The sequence below is a fragment of the Shewanella oncorhynchi genome (assembly GCF_012584455.1).
Classification (GTDB): Bacteria; Pseudomonadota; Gammaproteobacteria; order Enterobacterales; family Shewanellaceae; genus Shewanella; species Shewanella oncorhynchi.
In genome coordinates this window covers 360,582-382,333 of sequence record NZ_JABAEB010000005.1, presented here as the reverse complement: position 1 = coordinate 382,333, position 21,752 = coordinate 360,582, and the positions used below count along the sequence as shown (strand labels likewise).

At 45.8% G+C, this 21,752-nt stretch carries 19 protein-coding genes; 10 read left to right on the top strand and 9 right to left on the bottom strand.

Features of this window, described 5'->3' with window-relative positions; all coding sequences use genetic code 11:
• Nucleotides 1-75 precede the first annotated feature (75 nt).
• Together rpmA and rplU are read right to left on the bottom strand one after the other, a co-directional pair.
• Nucleotides 76-330, bottom strand: a complete 255-nt coding sequence (rpmA, locus tag HGO26_RS10380; RefSeq protein WP_006080527.1) for a 50S ribosomal protein L27 — start codon at nt 328-330, stop codon at nt 76-78.
• A 14-nt stretch (nt 331-344) separates the two neighbouring features.
• Complete coding sequence (gene rplU, locus HGO26_RS10375) at nt 345-656, bottom strand: 50S ribosomal protein L21 (protein WP_006080526.1); 312 nt, start codon at nt 654-656, stop codon at nt 345-347.
• A 272-nt stretch (nt 657-928) separates the two neighbouring features.
• Between rplU and ispB the strand changes: the two genes are divergently transcribed.
• Nucleotides 929-1,900 (top strand): octaprenyl diphosphate synthase, encoded by a 972-nt coding sequence (ispB, locus tag HGO26_RS10370; protein ID WP_049821790.1) that lies wholly within the window; start codon nt 929-931, stop codon nt 1,898-1,900.
• Between the two features lie 82 nt (nt 1,901-1,982).
• Here ispB and ung read toward each other — a convergent pair whose 3' ends face one another.
• Nucleotides 1,983-2,648: a uracil-DNA glycosylase gene (ung, locus tag HGO26_RS10365; RefSeq protein ID WP_168825006.1), complete on the bottom strand. Its 666-nt coding sequence runs from the start codon at nt 2,646-2,648 to the stop codon at nt 1,983-1,985.
• Nucleotides 2,649-2,835: 187 nt separating this feature from the next.
• On the opposite strand from ung, the gene HGO26_RS10360 reads away from it, so the two are divergent.
• Nucleotides 2,836-3,399: a pilus assembly FimT family protein gene (locus HGO26_RS10360; protein ID WP_168825004.1), complete on the top strand. Its 564-nt coding sequence runs from the start codon at nt 2,836-2,838 to the stop codon at nt 3,397-3,399.
• 74 nt (nt 3,400-3,473) lie between these two features.
• A complete protein-coding gene (locus HGO26_RS10355; protein ID WP_105250001.1) occupies nt 3,474-3,794 on the top strand; it encodes a DUF3144 domain-containing protein in 321 nt (106 codons plus the stop codon).
• Nucleotides 3,795-3,886: 92 nt separating this feature from the next.
• Here HGO26_RS10355 and HGO26_RS10350 read toward each other — a convergent pair whose 3' ends face one another.
• Nucleotides 3,887-4,501 (bottom strand): LysE family translocator, encoded by a 615-nt coding sequence (locus HGO26_RS10350; RefSeq protein ID WP_168825002.1) that lies wholly within the window; start codon nt 4,499-4,501, stop codon nt 3,887-3,889.
• Between the two features lie 276 nt (nt 4,502-4,777).
• Between HGO26_RS10350 and HGO26_RS10345 the strand changes: the two genes are divergently transcribed.
• Complete coding sequence (locus HGO26_RS10345) at nt 4,778-5,329, top strand: thioredoxin family protein (protein WP_113939891.1); 552 nt, start codon at nt 4,778-4,780, stop codon at nt 5,327-5,329.
• 141 nt (nt 5,330-5,470) lie between these two features.
• Here HGO26_RS10345 and HGO26_RS10340 read toward each other — a convergent pair whose 3' ends face one another.
• Nucleotides 5,471-8,047 carry a TonB-dependent receptor plug domain-containing protein gene (locus HGO26_RS10340; protein ID WP_168825084.1) on the bottom strand — a complete coding sequence of 859 codons (2,577 nt, stop codon included), beginning with the start codon at nt 8,045-8,047 and terminating at the stop codon, nt 5,471-5,473.
• A 369-nt stretch (nt 8,048-8,416) separates the two neighbouring features.
• On the opposite strand from HGO26_RS10340, the gene HGO26_RS10335 reads away from it, so the two are divergent.
• The 3 genes from HGO26_RS10335 (at nt 8,417) to HGO26_RS10325 (ending at nt 13,629) form a co-directional block, all read left to right on the top strand.
• The gene (locus HGO26_RS10335; protein WP_105250005.1) at nt 8,417-9,877 is read left to right on the top strand and encodes a sigma-54 interaction domain-containing protein; all 1,461 of its coding nucleotides are present in this window, start codon (nt 8,417-8,419) and stop codon (nt 9,875-9,877) included.
• Between the two features lie 172 nt (nt 9,878-10,049).
• Complete coding sequence (ccoG, locus tag HGO26_RS10330) at nt 10,050-11,522, top strand: cytochrome c oxidase accessory protein CcoG (protein ID WP_168825000.1); 1,473 nt, start codon at nt 10,050-10,052, stop codon at nt 11,520-11,522.
• Nucleotides 11,523-12,027: 505 nt separating this feature from the next.
• Nucleotides 12,028-13,629, top strand: a complete 1,602-nt coding sequence (locus HGO26_RS10325) for an AMP-binding protein (protein WP_168824998.1) — start codon at nt 12,028-12,030, stop codon at nt 13,627-13,629.
• A 97-nt stretch (nt 13,630-13,726) separates the two neighbouring features.
• Here the strand turns inward: HGO26_RS10325 and HGO26_RS10320 are convergent, their stop codons facing one another.
• The 4 genes from HGO26_RS10320 to HGO26_RS10305 form a co-directional block, all read right to left on the bottom strand.
• Nucleotides 13,727-15,631 (bottom strand): ABC transporter transmembrane domain-containing protein, encoded by a 1,905-nt coding sequence (locus tag HGO26_RS10320; RefSeq protein WP_168824995.1) that lies wholly within the window; start codon nt 15,629-15,631, stop codon nt 13,727-13,729.
• A 218-nt stretch (nt 15,632-15,849) separates the two neighbouring features.
• Nucleotides 15,850-16,407 (bottom strand): heme utilization protein HutZ, encoded by a 558-nt coding sequence (gene hutZ / locus HGO26_RS10315; protein WP_028761546.1) that lies wholly within the window; start codon nt 16,405-16,407, stop codon nt 15,850-15,852.
• A 50-nt stretch (nt 16,408-16,457) separates the two neighbouring features.
• The gene (gene hutX / locus HGO26_RS10310; protein WP_168824993.1) at nt 16,458-17,027 is read right to left on the bottom strand and encodes a heme utilization cystosolic carrier protein HutX; all 570 of its coding nucleotides are present in this window, start codon (nt 17,025-17,027) and stop codon (nt 16,458-16,460) included.
• Nucleotides 17,028-17,062: 35 nt separating this feature from the next.
• Entirely contained in the window at nt 17,063-19,153 is a 2,091-nt protein-coding gene (locus HGO26_RS10305) for a TonB-dependent hemoglobin/transferrin/lactoferrin family receptor (protein WP_168824991.1), read from the bottom strand.
• Between the two features lie 335 nt (nt 19,154-19,488).
• Here HGO26_RS10305 and HGO26_RS10300 point away from each other — a divergent pair, with 335 nt between their 5' ends.
• The 3 genes from HGO26_RS10300 (at nt 19,489) to HGO26_RS10290 (ending at nt 21,687) form a co-directional block, all read left to right on the top strand.
• Nucleotides 19,489-20,361 (top strand): TonB family protein, encoded by an 873-nt coding sequence (locus HGO26_RS10300; RefSeq protein WP_168824990.1) that lies wholly within the window; start codon nt 19,489-19,491, stop codon nt 20,359-20,361.
• 136 nt (nt 20,362-20,497) lie between these two features.
• Nucleotides 20,498-21,253: a MotA/TolQ/ExbB proton channel family protein gene (locus HGO26_RS10295; RefSeq protein ID WP_113939886.1), complete on the top strand. Its 756-nt coding sequence runs from the start codon at nt 20,498-20,500 to the stop codon at nt 21,251-21,253.
• Nucleotides 21,250-21,687: an ExbD/TolR family protein gene (locus tag HGO26_RS10290; protein WP_168824988.1), complete on the top strand. Its 438-nt coding sequence runs from the start codon at nt 21,250-21,252 to the stop codon at nt 21,685-21,687. Before HGO26_RS10295 ends, HGO26_RS10290 begins: the two co-directional genes overlap by 4 nt.
• Nucleotides 21,688-21,752 lie beyond the last annotated feature (65 nt).

Sequence of the window (21,752 nt, the reverse complement as noted above, 5' to 3'; positions counted from 1 at the left end):
GGCGTAAATAGAAGCACAAAAAACAGAAAGCCCCACCAATGGCGGGGCTTTAACAGTATAAGCTAGGTTCGAAAGTTAAGCTTCGATGCTAATAAACTTACGGTTATTAGCGCCTTTAACTTCGAATTTAACTTTACCGTCAGTCAGAGCAAACAGAGTATGGTCACGACCAATACCTACGTTTACACCAGCGTGGAATTTAGTACCACGTTGACGAACAATAATGTTACCAGCTAGAACTGATTCACCGCCAAAGCGCTTAACACCTAGACGTTTACTTTCTGAATCGCGGCCGTTACGAGTAGAACCGCCAGCTTTTTTATGTGCCATGAGTTAGACTCCTATTATGCGTTGATAGCAGTAATTTTAACTTCAGTGAACCACTGACGGTGGCCCATTTTCTTGTCGTGGTGCTTACGACGACGGAACTTAACGATAGTAACTTTATCGCCACGACCGTGACTTACAACTTCAGCAACGACTTTACCGCCAGCTACTAAAGGAGCACCAACATGCACTGTTTCGCCATCAGCGATCAAAAGAACTTGATCGAACTCGATAGTTTCGCCAGTTGCAACTTCTAACTTTTCTAAACGTACTGTGTGGCCTTCAGCTACACGGTGTTGTTTACCACCACTTTGAAAAACAGCGTACATAGCTATTTTACTCCAATTCCTAACACGCGGGCTCATTCTTGGATGAGGCAGGGTGCTACAAAAACTTTATTGACAATGGGCGCGGAGTTTACGCGAAGAATCCAACTCTGGCAAGCCCTAATTAGGAAAGAATAAAAAAAGACCGGATTAACTCTCACATTAGTTGAGCTAGTGCTGTCATATGTCAGAATTTTAGGTAAAATTCATTTCATTATAACACGTGAGCCTAAACAGGGGCCGGGTACGTAATGACCCCACAACCAGAGTCTATTATGGATTTAAACGCTATTCGTCAACTGGCTGACACTGATATGCAAGCAGTCAATCAGCTGATATATAAACAGCTTGAATCAGATGTCGCCCTAATTAATCAATTAGGTTTTTACATTATTAATGGTGGTGGTAAACGTCTTCGTCCTCTGCTGTCGGTTTTAGCCGCACGTGCAGTGAGCTACGAAGGCGAAGCACATCTTAAGCTAGCGGCGATTATTGAGTTTATCCATACAGCCTCATTGCTCCATGATGATGTCGTTGATGAATCGACGTTACGCCGCGGACGAGAAACCGCCAATGCACTGTTTGGCAATAGTGCCAGTGTGCTAGTCGGGGATTTCCTTTATACCCGCTCATTCCAGATGATGACCGAACTTGACAACATGAAAGTGCTCAGAGTGTTAGCTGATACGACTAACGTGTTGGCCGAGGGTGAAGTCTTACAGCTGATGAATTGTAATGACCCAGACACCACTGAAGAAAGCTATATGCGGGTCATTTATTGCAAAACAGCCAAGTTATTTGAAGCCGCTACGCTACTTGCGGGCGTGCTAGCAGGTGCAACGCCTGAGCAAGAAACCGCCTTAGGCAACTATGGTAAATATCTCGGCACCGCCTTTCAGCTTACCGACGACTTACTCGACTATACCGCCGACAGTGACGAGCTAGGTAAGAATATTGGCGATGACCTTGCCGAAGGTAAACCGACTCTGCCACTCATCTATGCCATTGCCCATGGCACAGACGAAGAGAAACAGCTCATACGTCAAGCAATTGAGCAAGGTGATGGTACTCAGGCCATAGATAAAATCGTAGCAGCACTGCACCATTGCGGCGCGTTAAACTACACCCAACAAAAAGCAATTGAAGAATCAGAGAAAGCCATCGCGGCATTATCTGCTTTACCCGATAGCGACTATAAGCAAGCCTTAGTAACGCTAGCTAAGATTTCGGTCGACAGAAACCACTGATTGCTAACTAATGTAATTTCGCCACAAAAATAAGGTCTTACTCAGTAAGACCTTTTTTATTGCTTTAACCGCAATCCTAAAATCAAACCTGCCAAAGGATCGGCGTTTCGCCTCGCTCAAGCAATAATTGATTCACTTGAGAGAAATGCCCACAACCAAAAAAACCGCGATAAGCCGATAAAGGTGAAGGATGTGGTCCTGTGAGCACTTGATGTTGCGGTGCGTTAACGACTTGACCCTTTTTAATGGCATGACTACCCCAAAGCACGAAAATAATCGGCTGAGTCTGCCGATTTAATAATTCCAGCACCGCAGTCGTAAAGACTTCCCACCCGGCTTTGGCATGGGAATGCGCCTTGCCTTGCTCAACCGTCAGCACAGTATTGAGCATCAGTATCCCCTGCTCCGCCCATGCGGATAAATCACCATGGGATGGCACAACAAAACCTTCAATATCCGTCGCTAATTCTTTGTACATATTGGCTAAAGATGGCGGTGGTTTTATCCCGCGTTTAACCGAAAAACATAAACCATGGGCTTGATCTGGGCCGTGATAGGGATCTTGGCCAATCAAAACCACTCTGACTTGTTCAAGGGGCGTCATACTAAAAGCATTGAAAACATCAACTTCGGGGGGATAAACCACTTTCCCAGCCCTGCGTTCATTATCAACAAATGCGCTTAGTTGCTGAAAATAAGGCAAAGCTCTTTGCTCATCGATAAATGTTTGCCATGTCGCCTGAGTCACTATTTTACTTCCTCAATTCTATAATCGGGTTAGCTTAAAAGTCCTATAGTGGTATGGCAAGTTTGCAGACCTTACCTGCCGCTAAGTAATACCACTAAACCTGCTAGGTCTCACGTTAAGACTTTCAATTTAAAACATTCGAAATTAAGTGATATAGTGCGCCCATTCTCGCACACTCTGATACGTAATGATGATCCAACATTCTGATAAATCAATTCAAAGACATCAAACGGGTTTCACCTTAATTGAACTTGTGGTGGTCATCATAGTGCTCGGTATTTTAGCCGTAGTGGCCCTGCCAAAATTTATCAATGTGCAACAAGATGCGCAAATTGCAACCGTTAAAGCGGCAGGCGGAGGCTTTAAATCAGCTATCAATCTGGCACGTTCCGTATGGGCTGTAAAAGTGGGCTCAGGTCCAAAAGAGGATTTACCCGTATTTGGTACAGCACAATCCGAACAAATAGATTTCAACGCCTTCGGTTGGCCAGCACAACACTATATCCATGGTAATGAGGCCTCTCCGGCACTCGATAATGTCGAAGACTGTATATCGGTATGGGAAGTATTATTCCAAAATGCCCAGCCGAGTGTCTCGCGCTTGAATGTTGATGCGACTGAAACCGACTATAAAGCCAGTTATACCGATCCTGGCCAGTGCACTTATTTGTATCGAGCAAACGATAAACTGTCGATTAATTATGACTCCCACACAGGAGTCGTCATTACCGACACAGATCCCAATAGTTAATGCCTGACGATTCCTTCTTACACCAATTAAGTTAGAATCGAACTTTAATCTGTTACTTTTTTAGAGTGAACGCCATGACCGACACGAGCAGCACCACCATTTACGAACTTGCCGATCAGTTTATTGCCTTAGCCAATCAGCTAAGCCAACAAGAAGCAGATGTAGGTAAAGTTGGCACAGCACTCCGTTTTGCCGCAGCACGTTTTAATGCCTTCGAAGCCGCGATTAAATCAGCGGATCTCGGTGCTGAAAAAGAGAGCGCATTAGAATGGTTTAGCAGTGAATTCAAAGAAATGCTGAGTGACAACTTAGACGACCACATTGCCAATCCACCCATTATCCAAGAAAGTGTGGCAGAAGAAGCTGATAATTCTGTGCAAATGTTTAAAGGCTAATCACGCCTTGATTTAAATGCATAGCCATCAACAAACACGCCATCGATTGATGGCGTGTTTGTTATTTAAAACCAATAATTTTAGATAGATCACTAAAGCGTGTACACCACACGGATCGCCAGCAATATTAATACTACGCCGGATAACTTATCAATTACCCCCGCTTTCTCTCTCAATTTAGGCAACACACTCGAGTGGGATAGCAATAAGGCTATCAAGGTGTACCAAAGACCATCGACCACTAACGGTGTAAAAACAATTAATGCTTTAGCCGTCATGCTGTCGGCGACCATCACAAATTGGCTGAATAACGCAAGAAAAAATAGCATTATCTTAGGGTTGAATAAAGAAATAGCGATACCATCACGGGCTGCGGTTAAGGTATCTGTCGCCTCCCCTGCAGCCAATTTAGCTTGCATACCGCCATTAGAACGCAGCGCTTGAACTCCCATCCAAGCAAGGTATAAGGCACCGAGAATCGCAATGCCATTAAAGACTAAGGGCGCCTTTTTAAGAACTACGGCTAAGCCCAGTAACGTCACCAGCGCATAGATCCCAATCCCTATCGAGTGTGCCCAAGCACAGACGATCCCCTTTCCCCGCCCACCACCTAAAGTATGACGTACTACCATAGTCAAACTTGGGCCCGGCGACATAGCCCCCAAACAACAAATAGCCAATAAACCTAACCAAGTACTCCAACTCATTGATGACACCTTTCGCCGAATAAAAAAGCCCACTGCTGGGCCTTAAACTTGCTTGCCATTCTAGCATCGCGCCATCAAGGCGTTAACGCTAATAAATCCATTTTCAATAAATGAACAGTCATTTAAGAGAACCCCAAACGCGATAATCCCATAAATTCACACTGATTTAAGCCGTTAACCGCTAAGATTAGCGCTAACCTAATCTTTATAGCCAAACCTTAATACCTAAGCCTTCATCGCAATCACCACAAAGGCGATTCTCAATCAGGACATTTTATGAACACTATAACGCTGATCAGTATTTTTATTCTTTGCCTATTAATAGGTGCGATCTTATTACTGCTTTGGCAAAGACAAAAAGGTAAAACCATACCGCTGACGGTGATTTTTGTGCTGGGATTTTTCGCCTTAGGACTCAGTGCTATTATTGGATTTGTGCACAAAAGCGAGGATTACCAAGCCTATCAAAAACTACAATGGCACACCTTAGCCCCAGAGAAAATCGCGCCTCTGGTTGCCCAAGGCTATACCGTCTTTGTCGATATTACCTCTGATTGGTGCACCATCTGCCAAACGAATAAAGCGGAAGTCACCCACAGGGAGCAAATTGTAAATGCCTTGATGGCCGACAATATCATCCTGATGCAAGGTAACTGGAGTGAGGCGAATAAAACGATTGAAACCTATATGCGCCATGAAGGAGTGCCCGGCACGCCCTACAATAAAATTTATGGTCCAAGCGCCCCTAATGGGATTCTCTTGCCGTCAAAACTCAGTATGAGTGATGTGTTAAATGGTTTAGTTGCCGCGCAAACGAATCGTAACTAAGCCCTAAACCATATTTAGGACGAGTCAAATACGAATAAAAAAGGCTGCATTGCAGCCTTTTTGCTTACTTCACTTCTATTTATAAAAGCCAAATTTCTTGAAAGGTGGGTTAGAAATCGCTTCTATAAATTGGCTTACTCATTAAAAACGGTAATTCACTCGACCATAGTAGAAACCGCCGTTGTAATCGAATGGCCCACTTTCATAATAAACGCCACCGAGTTCACCCAAGGTCCCTTCTTTCAGCTTTTGCGCTTCTTGATCAAATAGATTATTAGCCCCCACCGCCAGGGTTAAGCCATCAAGTAATTGATAGCTCATTTCAAGATCGACGGTCACTGCAGCATCAGCCATTTCAGAGCCCCAGTCAGAGGTATCATCAGCGTGAGTCGCATAGTACTCACCAAAATAGTTACCACGTAGTGACAGGGTTACCTTGTCCCATGACTGTGCCCAAGTTAAGGTGGCACGGTGCGCTGGGATACCATCTTCTAATCGACGAACTTTACCCGCATCGGTCGTTTTAAGATCAAACTTATCAACGCTGGTATCGGTCCAACCATAGGCAAGACTGAATTTAGCATTACCCGACAGGATTTCTGCATCATAGGAGGCGACGATGTCGATACCTTGAGTCGTAGTATCAAAGTCATTGGTGTAATAGCTCACACCTTGGATCAACTCAGGGAACTCAACCCCAGCGGCACGTAAAGCATCATAATCTTTAGCCTCAACATCAATCTTACTCGACTGTGCAATACGGCCCTCAACGGCAATATTGTAGTAGTCGACCGTTAAGAAGAAGCTTTCGTACTCATATACAGCACCAATCGCATAACTAATCGACTCTTCAGGCTTTAATACTTCACCACCGTAAAATGCCGCAAGCGGATCGGTTGGAGGGGCGATAAAGGTCTGGATCAATTCACCATCGATGATCGATGTCTGGGTATTCACCACGTTTTCTTGGCCAACCGTTGGCGCACGAAAGCCAGTGCTGTGTGAGGCGCGGAACGACAATTCATCCGTTGCAGAATACTGCAACGTCAATTTGTAATTTAACGTATCACCAAAGGTTGAGAAGTCTTCGTAACGCAGTGCTAAACCGAGTAACCAGTCATCACTTAAATAAGCTTCTAAATCCGTATAAATACCGATATTGTGGCGAGAGTTTTTACCCGCAGATTCTGGGCCAAAGCCTTTAAAACCGTGCGCACCAATGTTAAAACCTTGGTTAGCATAAGGGCCTGCAATCCACGAGGCTTCATCACCTTGAGAAATCTCAAACGACTCATTTCGCCATTCAAAACCAGAAGCAAAACTAATGTCTTCAATGCCTCCTAAGGTTATGAAGCGCGAGAAATCGAGGTTAACGGTAGTTTCAACTTGCTCGTAAGCTCCCGTATCGAAATCCGTCGGTGTATCTAATCCCAGTGATGGATTCAACGAATTTTTAAGACCAAAACTGGCTTTGTTCGCCCCCGTACCAGCACTGAAATCATAATTCCATTCACCGATATCGCCTTTTACACCTGCGAAGAAGGACATATCTTCAATGGTGCCAGTGAACTGCGGCGTATAACCACCTGGAAATATCTGGTTCATAGCAAAGCAATTTGGGTCGGCAACCATCGCCTTGTATGCATCAGTGTCGAGTACGTTGCCGTCACTTCCATCAGCATTTTTAGGGATAGGTACGAGTCCACATGTTGATGGATCACCATTTACTGCGCCCACAAGTAAATTCTGGCCACCATCATTGGAATACACATTGCTACGATTTTGTGGGTAACGATAATAGAAGCCCCCCACGGCATCGCGGGAGGACAGATTACCAAAGGCATAGGCGTGCATGTTGGCATTAATGTCTAAGCCTGAGTTAATGAACACTGAATAGTCATCATTAATTTCAGGATTACCCCACACTTGAGCGGGGTCATTGATCGCGGTATTACCCTGCTCGGCTAAGTTAGCCGCATCAGGACGCTGCACACTACGGCTAGTGGAGTCAGCATTTTTATACTGGAAGCTCAAATTGACGAAGCCATTTTCAGTCACAGGTAAACCAACATCACCTTCGACCGTAGTCGTAGCACCATCACCCTCGTAATATTCTCCTTGGGTCACAGTGATGGAACCACCCTCGGAATTATCTTTTAAAACAAAGTTCATGACTCCTGCAATCGCATCAGAGCCATATTGCGCAGCAGCACCGTCGCGCAACACTTCAACTTGCTTTAATGCAGAACCAGGAATAACTGAGATATCAGGACCTTGAGCGCCATCGTTAATACCACCACCCTGGAACGCAATCACAGATGCACGGTGACGACGCTTACCGTTGACTAGCACTAGCGTACTGTCTGATGGCAAACCCCGTAAATTAACGGGACGAACTAAGGTTGCTGCATCACTAATGGGTTGAGCGCGTGAGTTAAACGATGGCACCGAAGTCACTAACATATCAATCATGTCAGTCGAACCATTCTTTTTAAGGTCGTCACTACTAATAATATCAATAGGAACGGGGGAATCGCCGATTGAGCGTGGCGCAGCACGGGACCCTACAACTGCAATTTTTTCAACGTTCTCATTTTTAACAGCCGTCTCATCTTCTTCTGCTATTGCCTGCGGACTGATTAAACTACCAGACAAGGCTAGAGTAATCGCCAAACTCACTGCACTTAATCCAAACTTCTGCTTCTTTGAGGTCATCATATTCATCCCAACTGCTTATTATTTTTAGAATACCTGACCTGCTTTGTGCGATTCTCGTCCCTAAACCTTGCTACCACGGCCAATACAAAACCACATAACACAAACATTTTTATAACATAAATTAAACAATATCCAATGTTAAATCAGACTTTTGAATGAATATTAGTCATTTATCTTTTATATCAATTTCTTAGATGAAAATATTTTTTAGAGTATGGCACCAAGTAAAATGTACTCGAACGGCAAAAAGTGTGAGCAGAAAAATCACCAAAGAAAAAATGCTTAAAGGGCACAATCAAAAACACGATATATCGCGTCACAGTACTTAAGGTATACTCAGAAAATACCGCCAAAACCAGAGTAAGACAGATGACCAATAAGATTTCAGTCAATAATGAAAAATCGATAGATAAGCATTTCTTACCGGAAAACCAGTTACTGCTCAACGCTGTCGGCGAAGGTATTTATGGATTTGATTTAAGCGGTAATGCGGTGTTTATCAATCCGGCAGCCGAACGTATGACGGGTTGGAAGAATGAAGAGCTACTCGGTAAAAACATCCATAACTGCCATCATCACAGTCATGCAGATGGCAGTCATTATCCCCAAGAGGATTGTCCAATTTACAACACCTTAAAGGATGGGATCACCCGAGAAATCACCCACGATGTATTTTGGCGTAAAGATGGCAGTAGCTTCCCCGTTCATTACAGTTCCACCCCTGTTTACCGTGACAATCAACTGATTGGCGTAGTCGCGATATTTCGCGACATTAGTATTCAAAAACAAACAGAGCAGTCATTACGCCAAGCCCTAGCCCAAGTACAAGCACTCTCGGAGCGACTCGCCTCTGAAAATCATTATCTACAGGCAGAGTTGGCAGACAAAACGGGTGATGTGGATATTTCGGGTGCCAGTACAGTGATCCGCCATATGATCCAGCAATTGCACATGGTGGCCAATACCGACAGTACTGTGCTCATTTGTGGTGAAAATGGCACAGGAAAAGAACTCGTTGCCCGTAACTTACATCAGCTCAGTCGCCGCAAAGATAAACCCATGATCAGTGTCAACTGTGCCGCGTTTTCGGCATCTTTACTAGAAAGTGAACTCTTTGGTCACGAGAAGGGGGCATTTACTGGCGCCACGAGCCGCCGTAAAGGTCGCTTCGAACTTGCTCATCAAGGCACACTGTTCCTCGACGAAGTCGCTGAACTCAGTTTAGAAGCCCAATCAAAACTACTGCGAGTCATCCAAGAACAATCCTTTGAACGTCTCGGTGGCAGCGAAACCATTCAAGTGGATATTCGCTTAGTCGCCGCCAGTCACCACGATTTACTCAAGCGAGTCGAACAGGGATTATTTAGGATGGATCTCTATTACCGTTTGAATGTATTCCCTATTCAAGTACCACCACTGCGCGCAAGAATCGAAGATATTCCCGAACTCGTCAGCCATATTCTGCACAACTTGAATCGTAAGCTAGGTAAAAAAATTCGTGGAGTGAGCCAAAAAGGGCTACAAAAACTCATGGCTTATACTTGGCCGGGCAATGTGCGCGAACTGCAAAATATCCTCGAACGCGAAGCCATTCTATCCCAAGGAGATATTCTGCAGATCCACGCTATGCCGAGCAATAATCCCTTAGCTCAAACCCAAGGGCAAACCTTAGCGGAAGCGGAAGCGCTGCATATAGAACAAACCCTTAAGCGCTTAAACTGGCGCATATCTGGCCCACTCGGCGCAGCGAATGTCCTCGGTGTGCCCGCAAGTACACTGAGATCGCGAATGAAAAAACTGGGGATCCAGCGTCAATCGAGTGAAATCTAATTCAAAACGAGCACACTAAAAACGCGATATATCGCCAATGTGTGATATATCGTGATCTTTATCTGGCTTTAATCACAAAATAACCATATATATCATAAGGTTGAATCATTCAAAACTTGGCCTAGCGCTTGCTATAGGGAGGCGAATCTTATTTAAGCCGTTAGGACCCTTTATGCCCAAGAGCGAAGTTACCCCAAATTCTCCAAGTGTAAATAAGAGTGTGGGCGCGAAACCTGCCTCAGTAGAGCTACACATTCCGGTTAAAAACCTCTCTACTGAAACCGCAGCAAAGAGTCGTCTCCCCTCTGGCAATATCCATTTCCGTGAGCAAAAAGGTGATTTTCAGCGCCTGCGAACCATGATGAATAGCCTATTGATCGTGATGTTTTTCGCCTTGCCGTTTATCTCTATTGATGGCCGCCAAGCAATACTGTTAGATATCAGCCAACAACAGTTTTTTTTCTTTGGTATCACGCTCTGGCCACAGGACTTTACCTTGCTGGCATGGATTTTTATCGCCGCCGCCTTCGGTCTGTTTTTCATTACCGTATTTTGGGGCCGTGTTTGGTGCGGTTACCTTTGCCCACAAACAGCGTGGACCTTTATCTATGTGTGGATAGAAACGCGCATCGAAGGCAGCAGTAATAAACGTAAGCAGCTCGACAAAGCCCCTTGGTCTAGCAGTAAAATCGGTAAAAGAAGTGCAAAACACTTACTTTGGGGTCTAACAGCTCTGCTCACTGGCTGTGGTTTTATCGGTTATTTTATTCCCGCCCGCGAACTTTATGTGGACATATTGACGGGTAATGCCAGCTTCTGGGTGACAAGCTGGGTGTGGTTTTTCGCCATTTGTACTTATCTCAATGCGGGCTGGATGCGCGAGCAAATGTGCTTACATTGCTGCCCCTATTCACGTTTCCAAGCAGTGATGTTTGATGCCAACACTAAAACCGTGACCTATGATGCACAGCGCGGTGAAGCCCGTGGCCCTCGCAAACGTAAACAAGAGAACAATCAAGATGACCATACTTTAGGTGACTGTGTTGACTGTAATTTGTGTGTCGAAGTTTGCCCAACAGGGATAGATATTCGTAACGGCTTGCAATATGAGTGCATCAACTGCGGCGCCTGTGTCGATGCCTGTAATGAGACTATGTTGAAGTTCGATTACAAGCAGAATCTTATCGGCTATATGAGTGAAAATGATCTTAAGGGAGTGAATTACTCCTATTGGCGCTCGCCGCGTTTCTTAGGCTACGGTGCAGCGGTCATTATCATGTTTATCGTCATAGGGTTAGACTTAAATAGCCGCAGCGAGATCCAGCTTAACGTGATCCGTGATCGCCAAAGCTTGTACCGTGAAACCTCGGATAATAAAGTTGAAAATACCTATCAGCTAAAGATCCGCAACAAGACGCAAGATACTAAGCAGTATCAACTCGCCGTCGACAGTGAAATGCCCTTTAGCTTGATTGCCGATCCTATTATTACCTTGGCAGCGGGTGAACAAGTGGACTATCCCGTCACAGTATTAGCCGATAAGGATGCCATCCCCTCGGGGCGCAAAATTATCCAATTCTCGGTGACGGATGTTAAACAGCCAACACAACAAGTAAGCCAAGAAACCGGATTCTTCAGTCCTTAGCACTAAGCTTTTAGCGCTTAATATGAGTTACCGTAACATTGGTCATCATCAAATTAACTACCCAATCGGCGCTTGAGGAATCAACTCAAGCGCCGGTTAAAGGCAGAAGTTCATCCCCAAATGACAACCTGATCTTTAACGTCTCATACATCGGAATCAAACCTTAAACACCTACAAAGCTGAAAATTTCCCCGTTAAACGGCGCATAGACAAAGCAAATTGAGCAGATTCAATCTTAATCCTTAGAAACATAACGGTTACAAATTTTAAATTGTCTTTCCTTCAACTCTTATTTAGGTTTTGTGGTTCATTAGATAACTAAGCTATAGTTAAGCACTCAGCTTTAGAGTAAAAATACTATTTGTTACATAAAGATACCGTTATTGGCATAAAGATGTTTTTCGCGATAAGCATTGACCTCTAGTGCTAACACCCTCTAATCTAAACACCTGTTTAACTCCAAAATAATAACAACTAATAAACATCATCTTTGAGGTAGTTCAGCATGGCATACGATCAAGACTCTCAACTCAAACTAAACTACTCATCACTGGTCGATCTGATCGAGAAAACCAGCCTGCGTTACGGTGATAAACCCGCCTATGCCTGTCTCGGTAAAACCAGCAGTTTTAACGAGATAGAACGCGATTCTCGTTACTTTGCCGCCTATTTACAAAATAAGACCACACTCAAACCGGGCGATCGCATCGCCATTCAATTGCCTAATATCACCCAATTTGTCATCGCAGCCTACGGCGCAATCAGGGCTGGGCTTATCTTAGTTAACACTAATCCCCTATATACCGAACGTGAGCTCATCCATCAGTTCAATGATTCAGGTGCCAAAGCGATCGTGGTGTTATCCGATCTATTACCGACCTTAGCCAAAGTCATCGACAGCACCAAAATAGAATACGTCATTTCAACCCACCCTTTAGATTTGATCGATCCGCACGTACAGCCTAAGACAGGCCTGAAGAATGTGGAGTTTTGCCAAATTTTAAAACAAGGGGCAGAACTCCCCTTTAGCCGATTTATCTCAAATCTCGACGACCTCTCGGCGTTGCAATATACGGGCGGCACCACTGGATTATCTAAAGGTGCCATGTTGACCCACGGCAATATGCTCGCTAATGCGGCGCAGGTAAAATCCCGCATCGCGAGCGTGATCACCGAAGGGGAAGATATCTTCGTTGCACCGCTACCGATTTACCATATTTATGCGTTTATGGTGAACTTAGTGCTGTATTTCGAGTGTGGCGGCTGCTCGGTATTAATTCCAAATCCACGGGATATTAGCGGCTTAATTAAGACACTCGCCAAATATCCCTTCACTGGATTTGCAGGACTCAATACTCTGTTTGTCGCCCTATGCCATCAACCCGAGTTTAAAGCACTCGATTTTAGCCATTTAAAAATCACCATCTCGGGCGGCACAGCACTGACAGCCGCGGCGGCCAACATTTGGCAACAGACGACAGGCAACATAATCAGTGAAGGTTATGGGCTATCTGAAACTTCGCCGGTGATTTCACTCAATGCACCCGGTTATCAAAAACTAGGCACTATTGGTAAACCTGTGATTGGCACTGAGGTTAAACTCTTAGATGAAAACGACATTGAAGTGCCCTTAGGTAAGGCCGGAGAATTAGCCGCACGCGGCCCACAAGTCATGCGGGGATATTGGAATAATCCGCAGGAAACCGCCAATGCTATGACTCAAGATGGCTTCTTCAAAACTGGGGATATTGCCATAGCAACAGCGGAAGGTTTCCACCAAATAGTTGATCGTAAAAAAGATATGATCATAGTCTCAGGTTTTAATGTCTATCCCAACGAAGTGGAAAACGTCCTAGCGAGCCACCCTAATGTGATCGAATGCGCCGTGGTGGGAGTAAAAGATGAACACTCGGGCGAAGCGGTTAAAGCCTTTATCGTGCTTAAGGATGATAGCCAAGATCATCAACAGGCTAAAGAGGCCATTCTAACCTATTGCCGCGAGCAGTTAACCGCCTATAAATTGCCAAAAGTCATTGAATTTATGGCGCAATTACCTAAAAGTACCGTCGGCAAAATTCTGCGCCGCGAGCTAAAAGATAAAGCTTAAAAAACGCATTTAAAGGCAAAGCTAAGAAACAAAAACACAATAAAAGACCCAGTAAGCTAGCCTGAGCGTTTCAGCTAGCGACTGGGTTTTATTTTACCTAAATGGTCTCATTCAAGGCGCTGGCATTGGCCTCTTCGGTTAACAATTGCAGACTGGCAAATTCACGATATAACGCATTAGATTGCATCAGCTCTTGGTGGCGACCGCTGGCGACAATCTCGCCCTTATCAAACACAAAAATCCTATCGGCATTGATTACCGTCGATAAACGGTGAGCAATAATCAAAGTCGTTTTACCCGCCATCAATACATCCAGCGCTTGCTTCACTTTCTGCTCGCTTACCGCATCTAAAGCGCTGGTCGCTTCATCGAGTAACAATATCGGTCTGTTGGCTAAAATCGCCCGCGCAATGGCAATACGTTGCTTTTGTCCACCAGAAAGCCGCACACCACGCTCACCTAAATAGGTTTGATAACCTTCAGTAAACTCGCTAATAAACTCGTGGGCACGGGCCGCAATACAGGCATCTATCACTTCTTGCTCGGTGGCATCGACTCGACCATAACGCACGTTTTCAAGTACGCTAGTCGCAAAAATCACCGAGTCCTGCGGCACTAGAGCAAACTGCGACCGCAACTCCTGCGGAAGAAGATTTGCAATATCAATACCTTCCAGTCGAATACTGCCAGCGCTAGGCACATAAAAGCGTTGCAATAACTGGAACAAGGTACTTTTACCCGCGCCACTTGGCCCGACTAAGGCAACCCGCTCACCCGCGGCAATAGCCATATTGAGCTGTTTTAGCACTAAGGCATCATGCTCTGGATAGGCAAAATTGAGCCCTTCAATCATTAACTCGCCACTGACCTTGGCGGGTAAACTCACAGGATGAGTTGCAACGGGAATATCCACTTGTGTTTCAGCCAGTTCGATTAAACGTTCGGCGGCGCCAGAAGCCCGCTGAATTTCGCCTATCACTTCGCTAATGGTCGCCACTGCGCCCGCAACCATCACAGCGTAAAACATAAAGGCAGATAACTCACCGCCCGTCATCTTACCCGCCATCACATCGTGGGCACCGACCCAAGTCACCATAGCAATTGCGGCGATACTTAAAAACATCACGGTTGAGATCAATAAGGCACGGTAACGGATCCGGCCACTGGCCGCAGACATGACATCTTCGACGCGGCGATTGAACAAGCTACGGTCTTTATCTTCATGCCCATAGGCTTGTACCGTATGAATTTCATGAAGTGTTTCATCAACATAAGCGCCGAGATCAGCAACCCTATCTTGGCTTTCTCGCGCCAGCGTACGGACTTTGCGACCAAAAAAGATCACCGGCCCTAACACTAAGGGCACCGCCAACAACACCAGCAATGTCATCTTAACGCTAGTGATACCCATCATGACTAAACCACCAAGCACAGTTACGCTAGAGCGCAGCGCCATGGAAAGACTCGAACCCACCACAGTTTGTAGCAAAGTAGAATCGGCGGTAAAACGGGAGATCACTTCACCGGTGCGCACCTTAGCGTAAAAGGCGGGAGAAAGTTTAAGCAGTTGATTGTAAACAGTGAGACGAATATCGGCGCTGACCCGCTCGCCAAGCCAAGTCATCAAGTAGAAGCGGCAAAACACAGCTGTGCCACTGACGGCGGTAATTCCGAGCACTAACAGTATGATTTCATTCAGCCGCTGCGCATTATCCCTTACAAAGCCTTCATCGACCATCAAGCGCACACCTTGGCCCAATGATAACCAAGCGAGCGACCCTATCATCAAGCAGATAATCGCCGCGACAACTTTCAGTTTGTAGGGTTTAAGAAAACCCATAATCCAAGGCAATACCGATCTTTGCTGCGCCGAGGTCCATTTAGCCTTTGATGTATCAGCGCTTGTTGTAGACGTGACTGGAATTAACTTTTCGGGCAATGGCTCAGCCCCCGCTTTAATGGGTTCGGAAGATTTGGCGAGTTCGTGTGTCGGCTCGGTCACGGGTGGCATCCTTGAGGTAGGTAAGGCAATTCAAATATAACATCAGCATGAATGGGATCATCTGCAGCCGTTAACCGCGCAGCATGACTTAAAGCATATAAGTGAAATGCTACCTCTTGCAGTGGAATTCAAGGGCTGTATGGTTTTACTCAAAAGAAAAGCATAAAACAAACCCGCAGCGAGTGCGGGTTTGTTTTATTACAATAGCTTGACGCGGCTTAAGCAACTTGCTTGTTTTCCGGCGTTTTTGGCGTGCCGTGGTGGCCATCGCGCTTCCAATCCACATCTAACAACTCTGCGCCGCTCAGGCTAAACGCTTGGCCAAAACCTTTGACGTAAAGACCCTGATGGGGCGCGAGCTTGTATAAGTTAAAATCGGTTAACGCCGCAAGGTTATCGGACATTTCGCCAAAACGTGCCGATAACACACCAACACCTTTGCTGAAGGCGGGCGTATCGCGGGGCACTGCCTCGGCAATCGCATCGAAGGTTAAACGCTTGCGGGCAAAAACCGATTTGGCCGCAGTTTCGTCTTCAACTAACATCACAGAGACCTTAGATGAGTGCTTTAAATTATGACCGTGACGGGCTAAGTCACTCACCAAAATATAAAAACCATCATCGGCCAGAGCGAAGGGCGCATAACTCGCATTCGGCTGGCCATCTGTACCAATGGTGGCCAGTTGCAGAGTTTCGCGCTGCTGTTTAAAGGCTTCAATTTCGGGTAAGAGTTTGTCTCTTAAACGCTGTTCTTGTTCGGTAATTTCAGGCTTCATTTGCTGTTTTCCTTAAATACTGTCGTTAATACTTCAATTCAGAGGTGTGATTACACCGAGGCAAAGGCAGTCACGAGCGCTTTAAATTGGCGAACTTGCTCAGGAAACAGCGCTCTTTGTTTATCACGACCTAAATACACTTTGAATACGACCTCACCTTCACTGCCGAAAAAGTTAATCGAATGGCTCTCGCTGCCTCTAAAAGGTCTGCTGATCAAGGCGATGCCGCGCATAGCATCTAATTTGAGATGCCCATGCAAACCGTCCCCCTTGCTGTATAGGTTGTAATAACCGTGGGCGTATTTTCCCTCGGGGAAATCCCCTTTAAATTCAAATACGCTGCCAGATAACATCACAATAGTGGTTAACTTTCCCCATTTGGGTAAGGCTTGCAGTAAGGTATCAAGCTGAGTTAACGGAACAAACACCACTTGTTCGGGCGGCAATGCAGCGACCACTTCAAGCTCGGCAATGCCTAATTCACTGGCGAGCTGCGCTGGCATTAAATCAGCTTGTTGTTCAAATCGTTGTCGCAATTGCGCATGTTGCTCACTTAGCTGACGTTGCTCAGAGTTTAAATCTGGCGCGACATCGAGCTCGGTATCGAGTGTCATCTTCATTTTACTGTCTCCAGCGGTAGTGACTATTGAGTGGCTTAGAACATATAGCGCGCCGATAACTTCATATTACGACCCGGTTGATACAAGGTTTGCCACGCTTGTTGATACTTCTCATCACCGATATTTTCGATTGCGAAATCCACTCTCACACCCGCCATCGCGCCCATAGTCGGCTCCCACGCAACATACACATCCCATAGGGTGTAATCGTCGTATTTCGCCACTTTAAAGCCGTCAGGCGTATTCGACTGAGTCGCCACATAAGTGACGCGAGTGCCGAGTTTCATGTCGCCTTCCATAATGCCTTGGGATAAATCGACATTGAACTTATTGGCGGGTATATCTTCTATATCATCGCCCGTTTGACGATCTTCGCCATGGGTTTGGCCGTAATTCATCGCTAAGCGAGTTTGGCCAATACGGTAACGACCGCTAATTTCAAAACCTGTTAAACGTGCATCTTCAACGTTATTCCATGAGGTCGTTTGCTCGAATCCAGGAATGCCACGCCAAGGATTAGACACTTGCTGCACGATAAAATCGTCCACATCGTTACGGAAAACGTTAAACGTTAGCGCCAGTTCATCATCACCCGCTAACTCACTGAAACGTAAGTCCGCTTTGATTTCTTTATTGCGCGCAGTCTCTGCTTTTAGATCTGAATTCACCGCGAAGGTGTTACATAAACCTTGGGGTAAAAATCCGGGGATTGGCGGGATACAATAATGGGTGCCGCTGGAGAACATTTCCTCTACCGTAGGTGCGCGGAAGGCTTGATCGTAACGGGCACTTAAGGTCAACCAAGGCTGAGTCTGCCACACCAAGCCAAGCGATGGTGATAACTCATTGTCATCTGAGGATAAGTTGAGATTATGGCTGTCATTTTTAAAGCTGTCATAACGCAGACCCGCATCAAGATTTAACGTCTGAGTCAGCTCGATATCCGCACGCGTAAAAGCGCCCCATACTGTGGTTTCACCATCGATATTCTCTGGACGCTGGCCCACTTGGCCCGAATCATCACGCGTCGTTTCTATGGTATCGCGAAAACCATCGACCCCGTAGGTCAACAGAGTATTGCCTAAACGCGAACTGTTATTAAGGTTAATCCCCACAGTGCGGAACTCAGTACTGTCTTGCTGACCTTTCGTAATACGGTCTTCATCGTAGTCGGTACTGTTCCAATACACTTGCATCTTAGTATCCAGATACGGGTTATTAGCAGGATTGAGACTGTAGTTTAGGGTGAGGTTTTGATCGTCAGTCTTGCGGCGCACCAAAGGCACTGAACTACTCACAGCAGCAGAAGGATTACTCGGTACTAATTCATTGTTTTTGCTAGCTCTTGCAGATAACTCTAACCGTGATGCCTCGTCGGCTTGCCAACCGAATTTAGCTAAACCACTGCTGCCTTGGGATGCACTGTTGTTTAGAGTTTCGTCATTACCGGTTTTTATATTGTTTGAATCGTAATAGGCACCATTGAGTAACCAATCGATGCTGTCTTGTTGACCATAGATAGCGCCACTGGTTTTAGTGCGGGAGCCATTGGTCTCATAACCTTGTTTGAAATAGCCACCAAAGGTCTCATCTTGCGCTAAAAAATCTTGTGCCGACTTAGTATTCTGCGCTACGACGCCACCGAGGGCACCACTGCCCCACAAGCTACTGGCAGGGCCGCGCAGCACTTCGATGGATTTGAGCAACTCAGGGTCCATAAAGTAGGTACCTCTGTGACCAGAGCTGGTATTTTGTCTTGCACCGTCAATTGTTTGCAACACACGATCGCCACTTAAACCACGGATTTCAACCCCTTGAGATGAAGCTCTTGGGCCATTAGTCAACGTAATATTCGCCTCATTTTTAAGGGCATTGGCAACTGATGATGCTTGGGCGACCGTAAGTTGCTCTTCATCCACCACTGCCACGCTACGGCTGGTTTCGGAGGCTTTTTCACTGATGCGTGTTGCACTCACCAATACTTCATCAAATTCTGTTGTGACCAGTTTTTTATTCACATCCTGTTGAACAACAGGCTTAACACTTTCCTCTGCCGCTAACGTAAAACTTAGGGCCGTACCACTCAGTGCTATCGCCATGGCGATCACTAACGGCTTTTTTTTCATCTCTTCATCCTCAAGTGATATTCAGCTGTTTCCGTACAATTTATTACTGAGCCTAGACTCTCTTTCCAGACGCCAATCCTTTCGAGATTGAGTCTGTTCCAGATTTGGCCCTTTCGAGATTGAGCCTCTTCCAGATCGAGCCCAAGGCAATCAGTACCCATAAAGTAGGATAAATTGTCGGTTTAGCTGCTTTTTTAAGCGCTCATTCGAGCTATTGCAGGCACTCTACCTGAGATAATAAAATATATCAAATGCAAATCATTATCATTTGCGATCTTGTTTATATTGAGATATCTTAATTAGGAAAATGGCTTTCATTGGAAAAAGAGGTTGCTGTGACACCAAAACGATATCTTGCCTTTGGCGCGTTAACGGTTGCCATCCAGACGGGTGTTATCGCCTCGCAACCCGCTATGACTATGCAGCCAAGCGCCCAAACATCGAGCGTAAATCAAGCACCGCTCACTCCCAGCGCAAATACTGTCACCCTTAATTTTTCTACCGCGACTAGCGCTGCAAGCAACACAAATGCAGAGCCCATCAAGCAAACAGACGCCAAAGTAGCCACTGTGAACAGTACAGTGCAAAAAAACAGTACAGCGCAAAAAGTATCAACTGTAGGATCTGTCGATAAGGTGGTTATCCCGAAAACTAAAGCTGATCAACGAATTGACAGCCAAATCGCCAAAAAATCTTCAGCAACAAAACCCACGGCTAACAATCATCCGAATACGGACCCTTTAGTGACGAACGCTTTAGAACCAATTGCTTTAAATCCAAGCGTTTTAGCACATAAGCGACTCGAACAAGTTGAACAACAAACAGAACCCAAAACTGCACAAATGGATTTAATCACTAACGCAGCCGAAGTTGATGCAAAAGCGACCCCAAATGTAGCCAGTGTAACAACTGACAGTGCCCAAACTAACATAGTGGAATTAGCCAAACCGCTGTTCGCTGCAGCACCACCGCAACCGACTTATCCAAAGATAGCGCGTAAAAAAGGGCTAGAAGGCACCGCAACCATAGAAGTGATGTTTAACGAACTTGGTGAGCAACTGGCACTGACGTTAGTAAAAAGCTCAGGGTTCAGTCTGTTAGATCAAGCCGCGTTAGATGCAGTTGAAAACTGGCAATTTGCGGCGCCAGCGCAAAGGCTAGCGAGTCATTATAAGGTCAGAGTGCCTATTCGCTTCGCGCTCAACTAACAGGCCCAATGTTGCCACTGAAAAGTTAGCCCGTGGAGAGTTAGCTCGTAGGGAATTAGCCACCGCACAACTAGCCTGATTTTTGTTTTACTAACTTACATATAAAACTTATTTTTCAATCGATTGGAGAGGCTTAATGCCCGTAACTGATTTTTCAACCCTACAGACTCAACTCGGCGTGCTCACTTGGCCCTTGTTGTTATGTGCTTTTTTAGCTTTGATGATCTGCCTTGAACGTAGCGCCTTGTTTTTGCATCAAACTCTGCTGTCAATCTGGCCCCAAAAACAGGCCTGGGTAAAAGCATTGCGTCAATCAAGCTCAGCGGCAACCACTGAAAACGTCAGCGCGCTGCTAGCGCAAACCAGCGCACAGCAAGATTTACTCGCCCGTGGCGCGACCTTATTACTCAAACAAGTCCACCAGCCAAAAGTGCTAAGGGAAGAATTACTCAGTCTGTGGCTCAATAAGCAACAACGCGACTTGCAAGCCGGACTCAAGGTTTTACAAGTGATTGGCATCATTAGTCCACTACTCGGTTTGCTCGGCACAGTATTGGGACTCATCGAAATGTTTGCCCAACTCGGGCAATCACAAGGCCCCGTCACTCCAGCACAACTCAGTGCTGGACTGGGCCTTGCGATGAACACCACAGCTGCCGGACTCATGATCGCCGTGCCCGCCATTACCGCCGCCCATCTTTTTGGGATCTGGGCTCAAGGCCAATGCCTGCGCGCTGGGCATGTGCTCAATCAACTCAATCTCTGGTTAGCGGGTATCGAAGATATTTCAATTGATGCCAATCATTACCAAGCATTCACCCGAGTCAGTAAAACCAGCGTCGAGCAAAAATTGGCATCCAAGCCCCATTCTCAAATTGAGCCACAGACATGATAAGTGCAGATAAATCATTCTTATCGCAGGCTGGCATTGCTTCGCCTGAGCAACTTCCGAGCCTAGATTTAACCGCGTTAATCGACATTATTTTTATCGTGCTGGTGTTTTTACTACTGACGGCAAATAGCCAATTATTGAGTTTGCCGGTAGATGTGCCACAAAGCCCAAGCTCAGCTATCACGGCAATCGACAACAAACAAACAATTGCCATCAATATCATGGCAACAGCGCCTTATTGGGCTATTGATGGCAAAGAGTTTGATGACTTAGCCACTTTTACCACTGAATTTACTGCACATTTTCAGACTATGCCGAAGGCGACGGTTGTCATTGCCGCCGACAAAGCCGCGCCAGTGGAACCTTTGATGCAACTGCTTGCACTATTGCAGACGCAGTCCATCAGTCAGACCCAAATTTTGATGGAGCATTAGCGTATCCGAACCCGCCATTTAAACGAGAAAGCAAAAGTCTGATATCAAAAAACGGCATCTAAGCC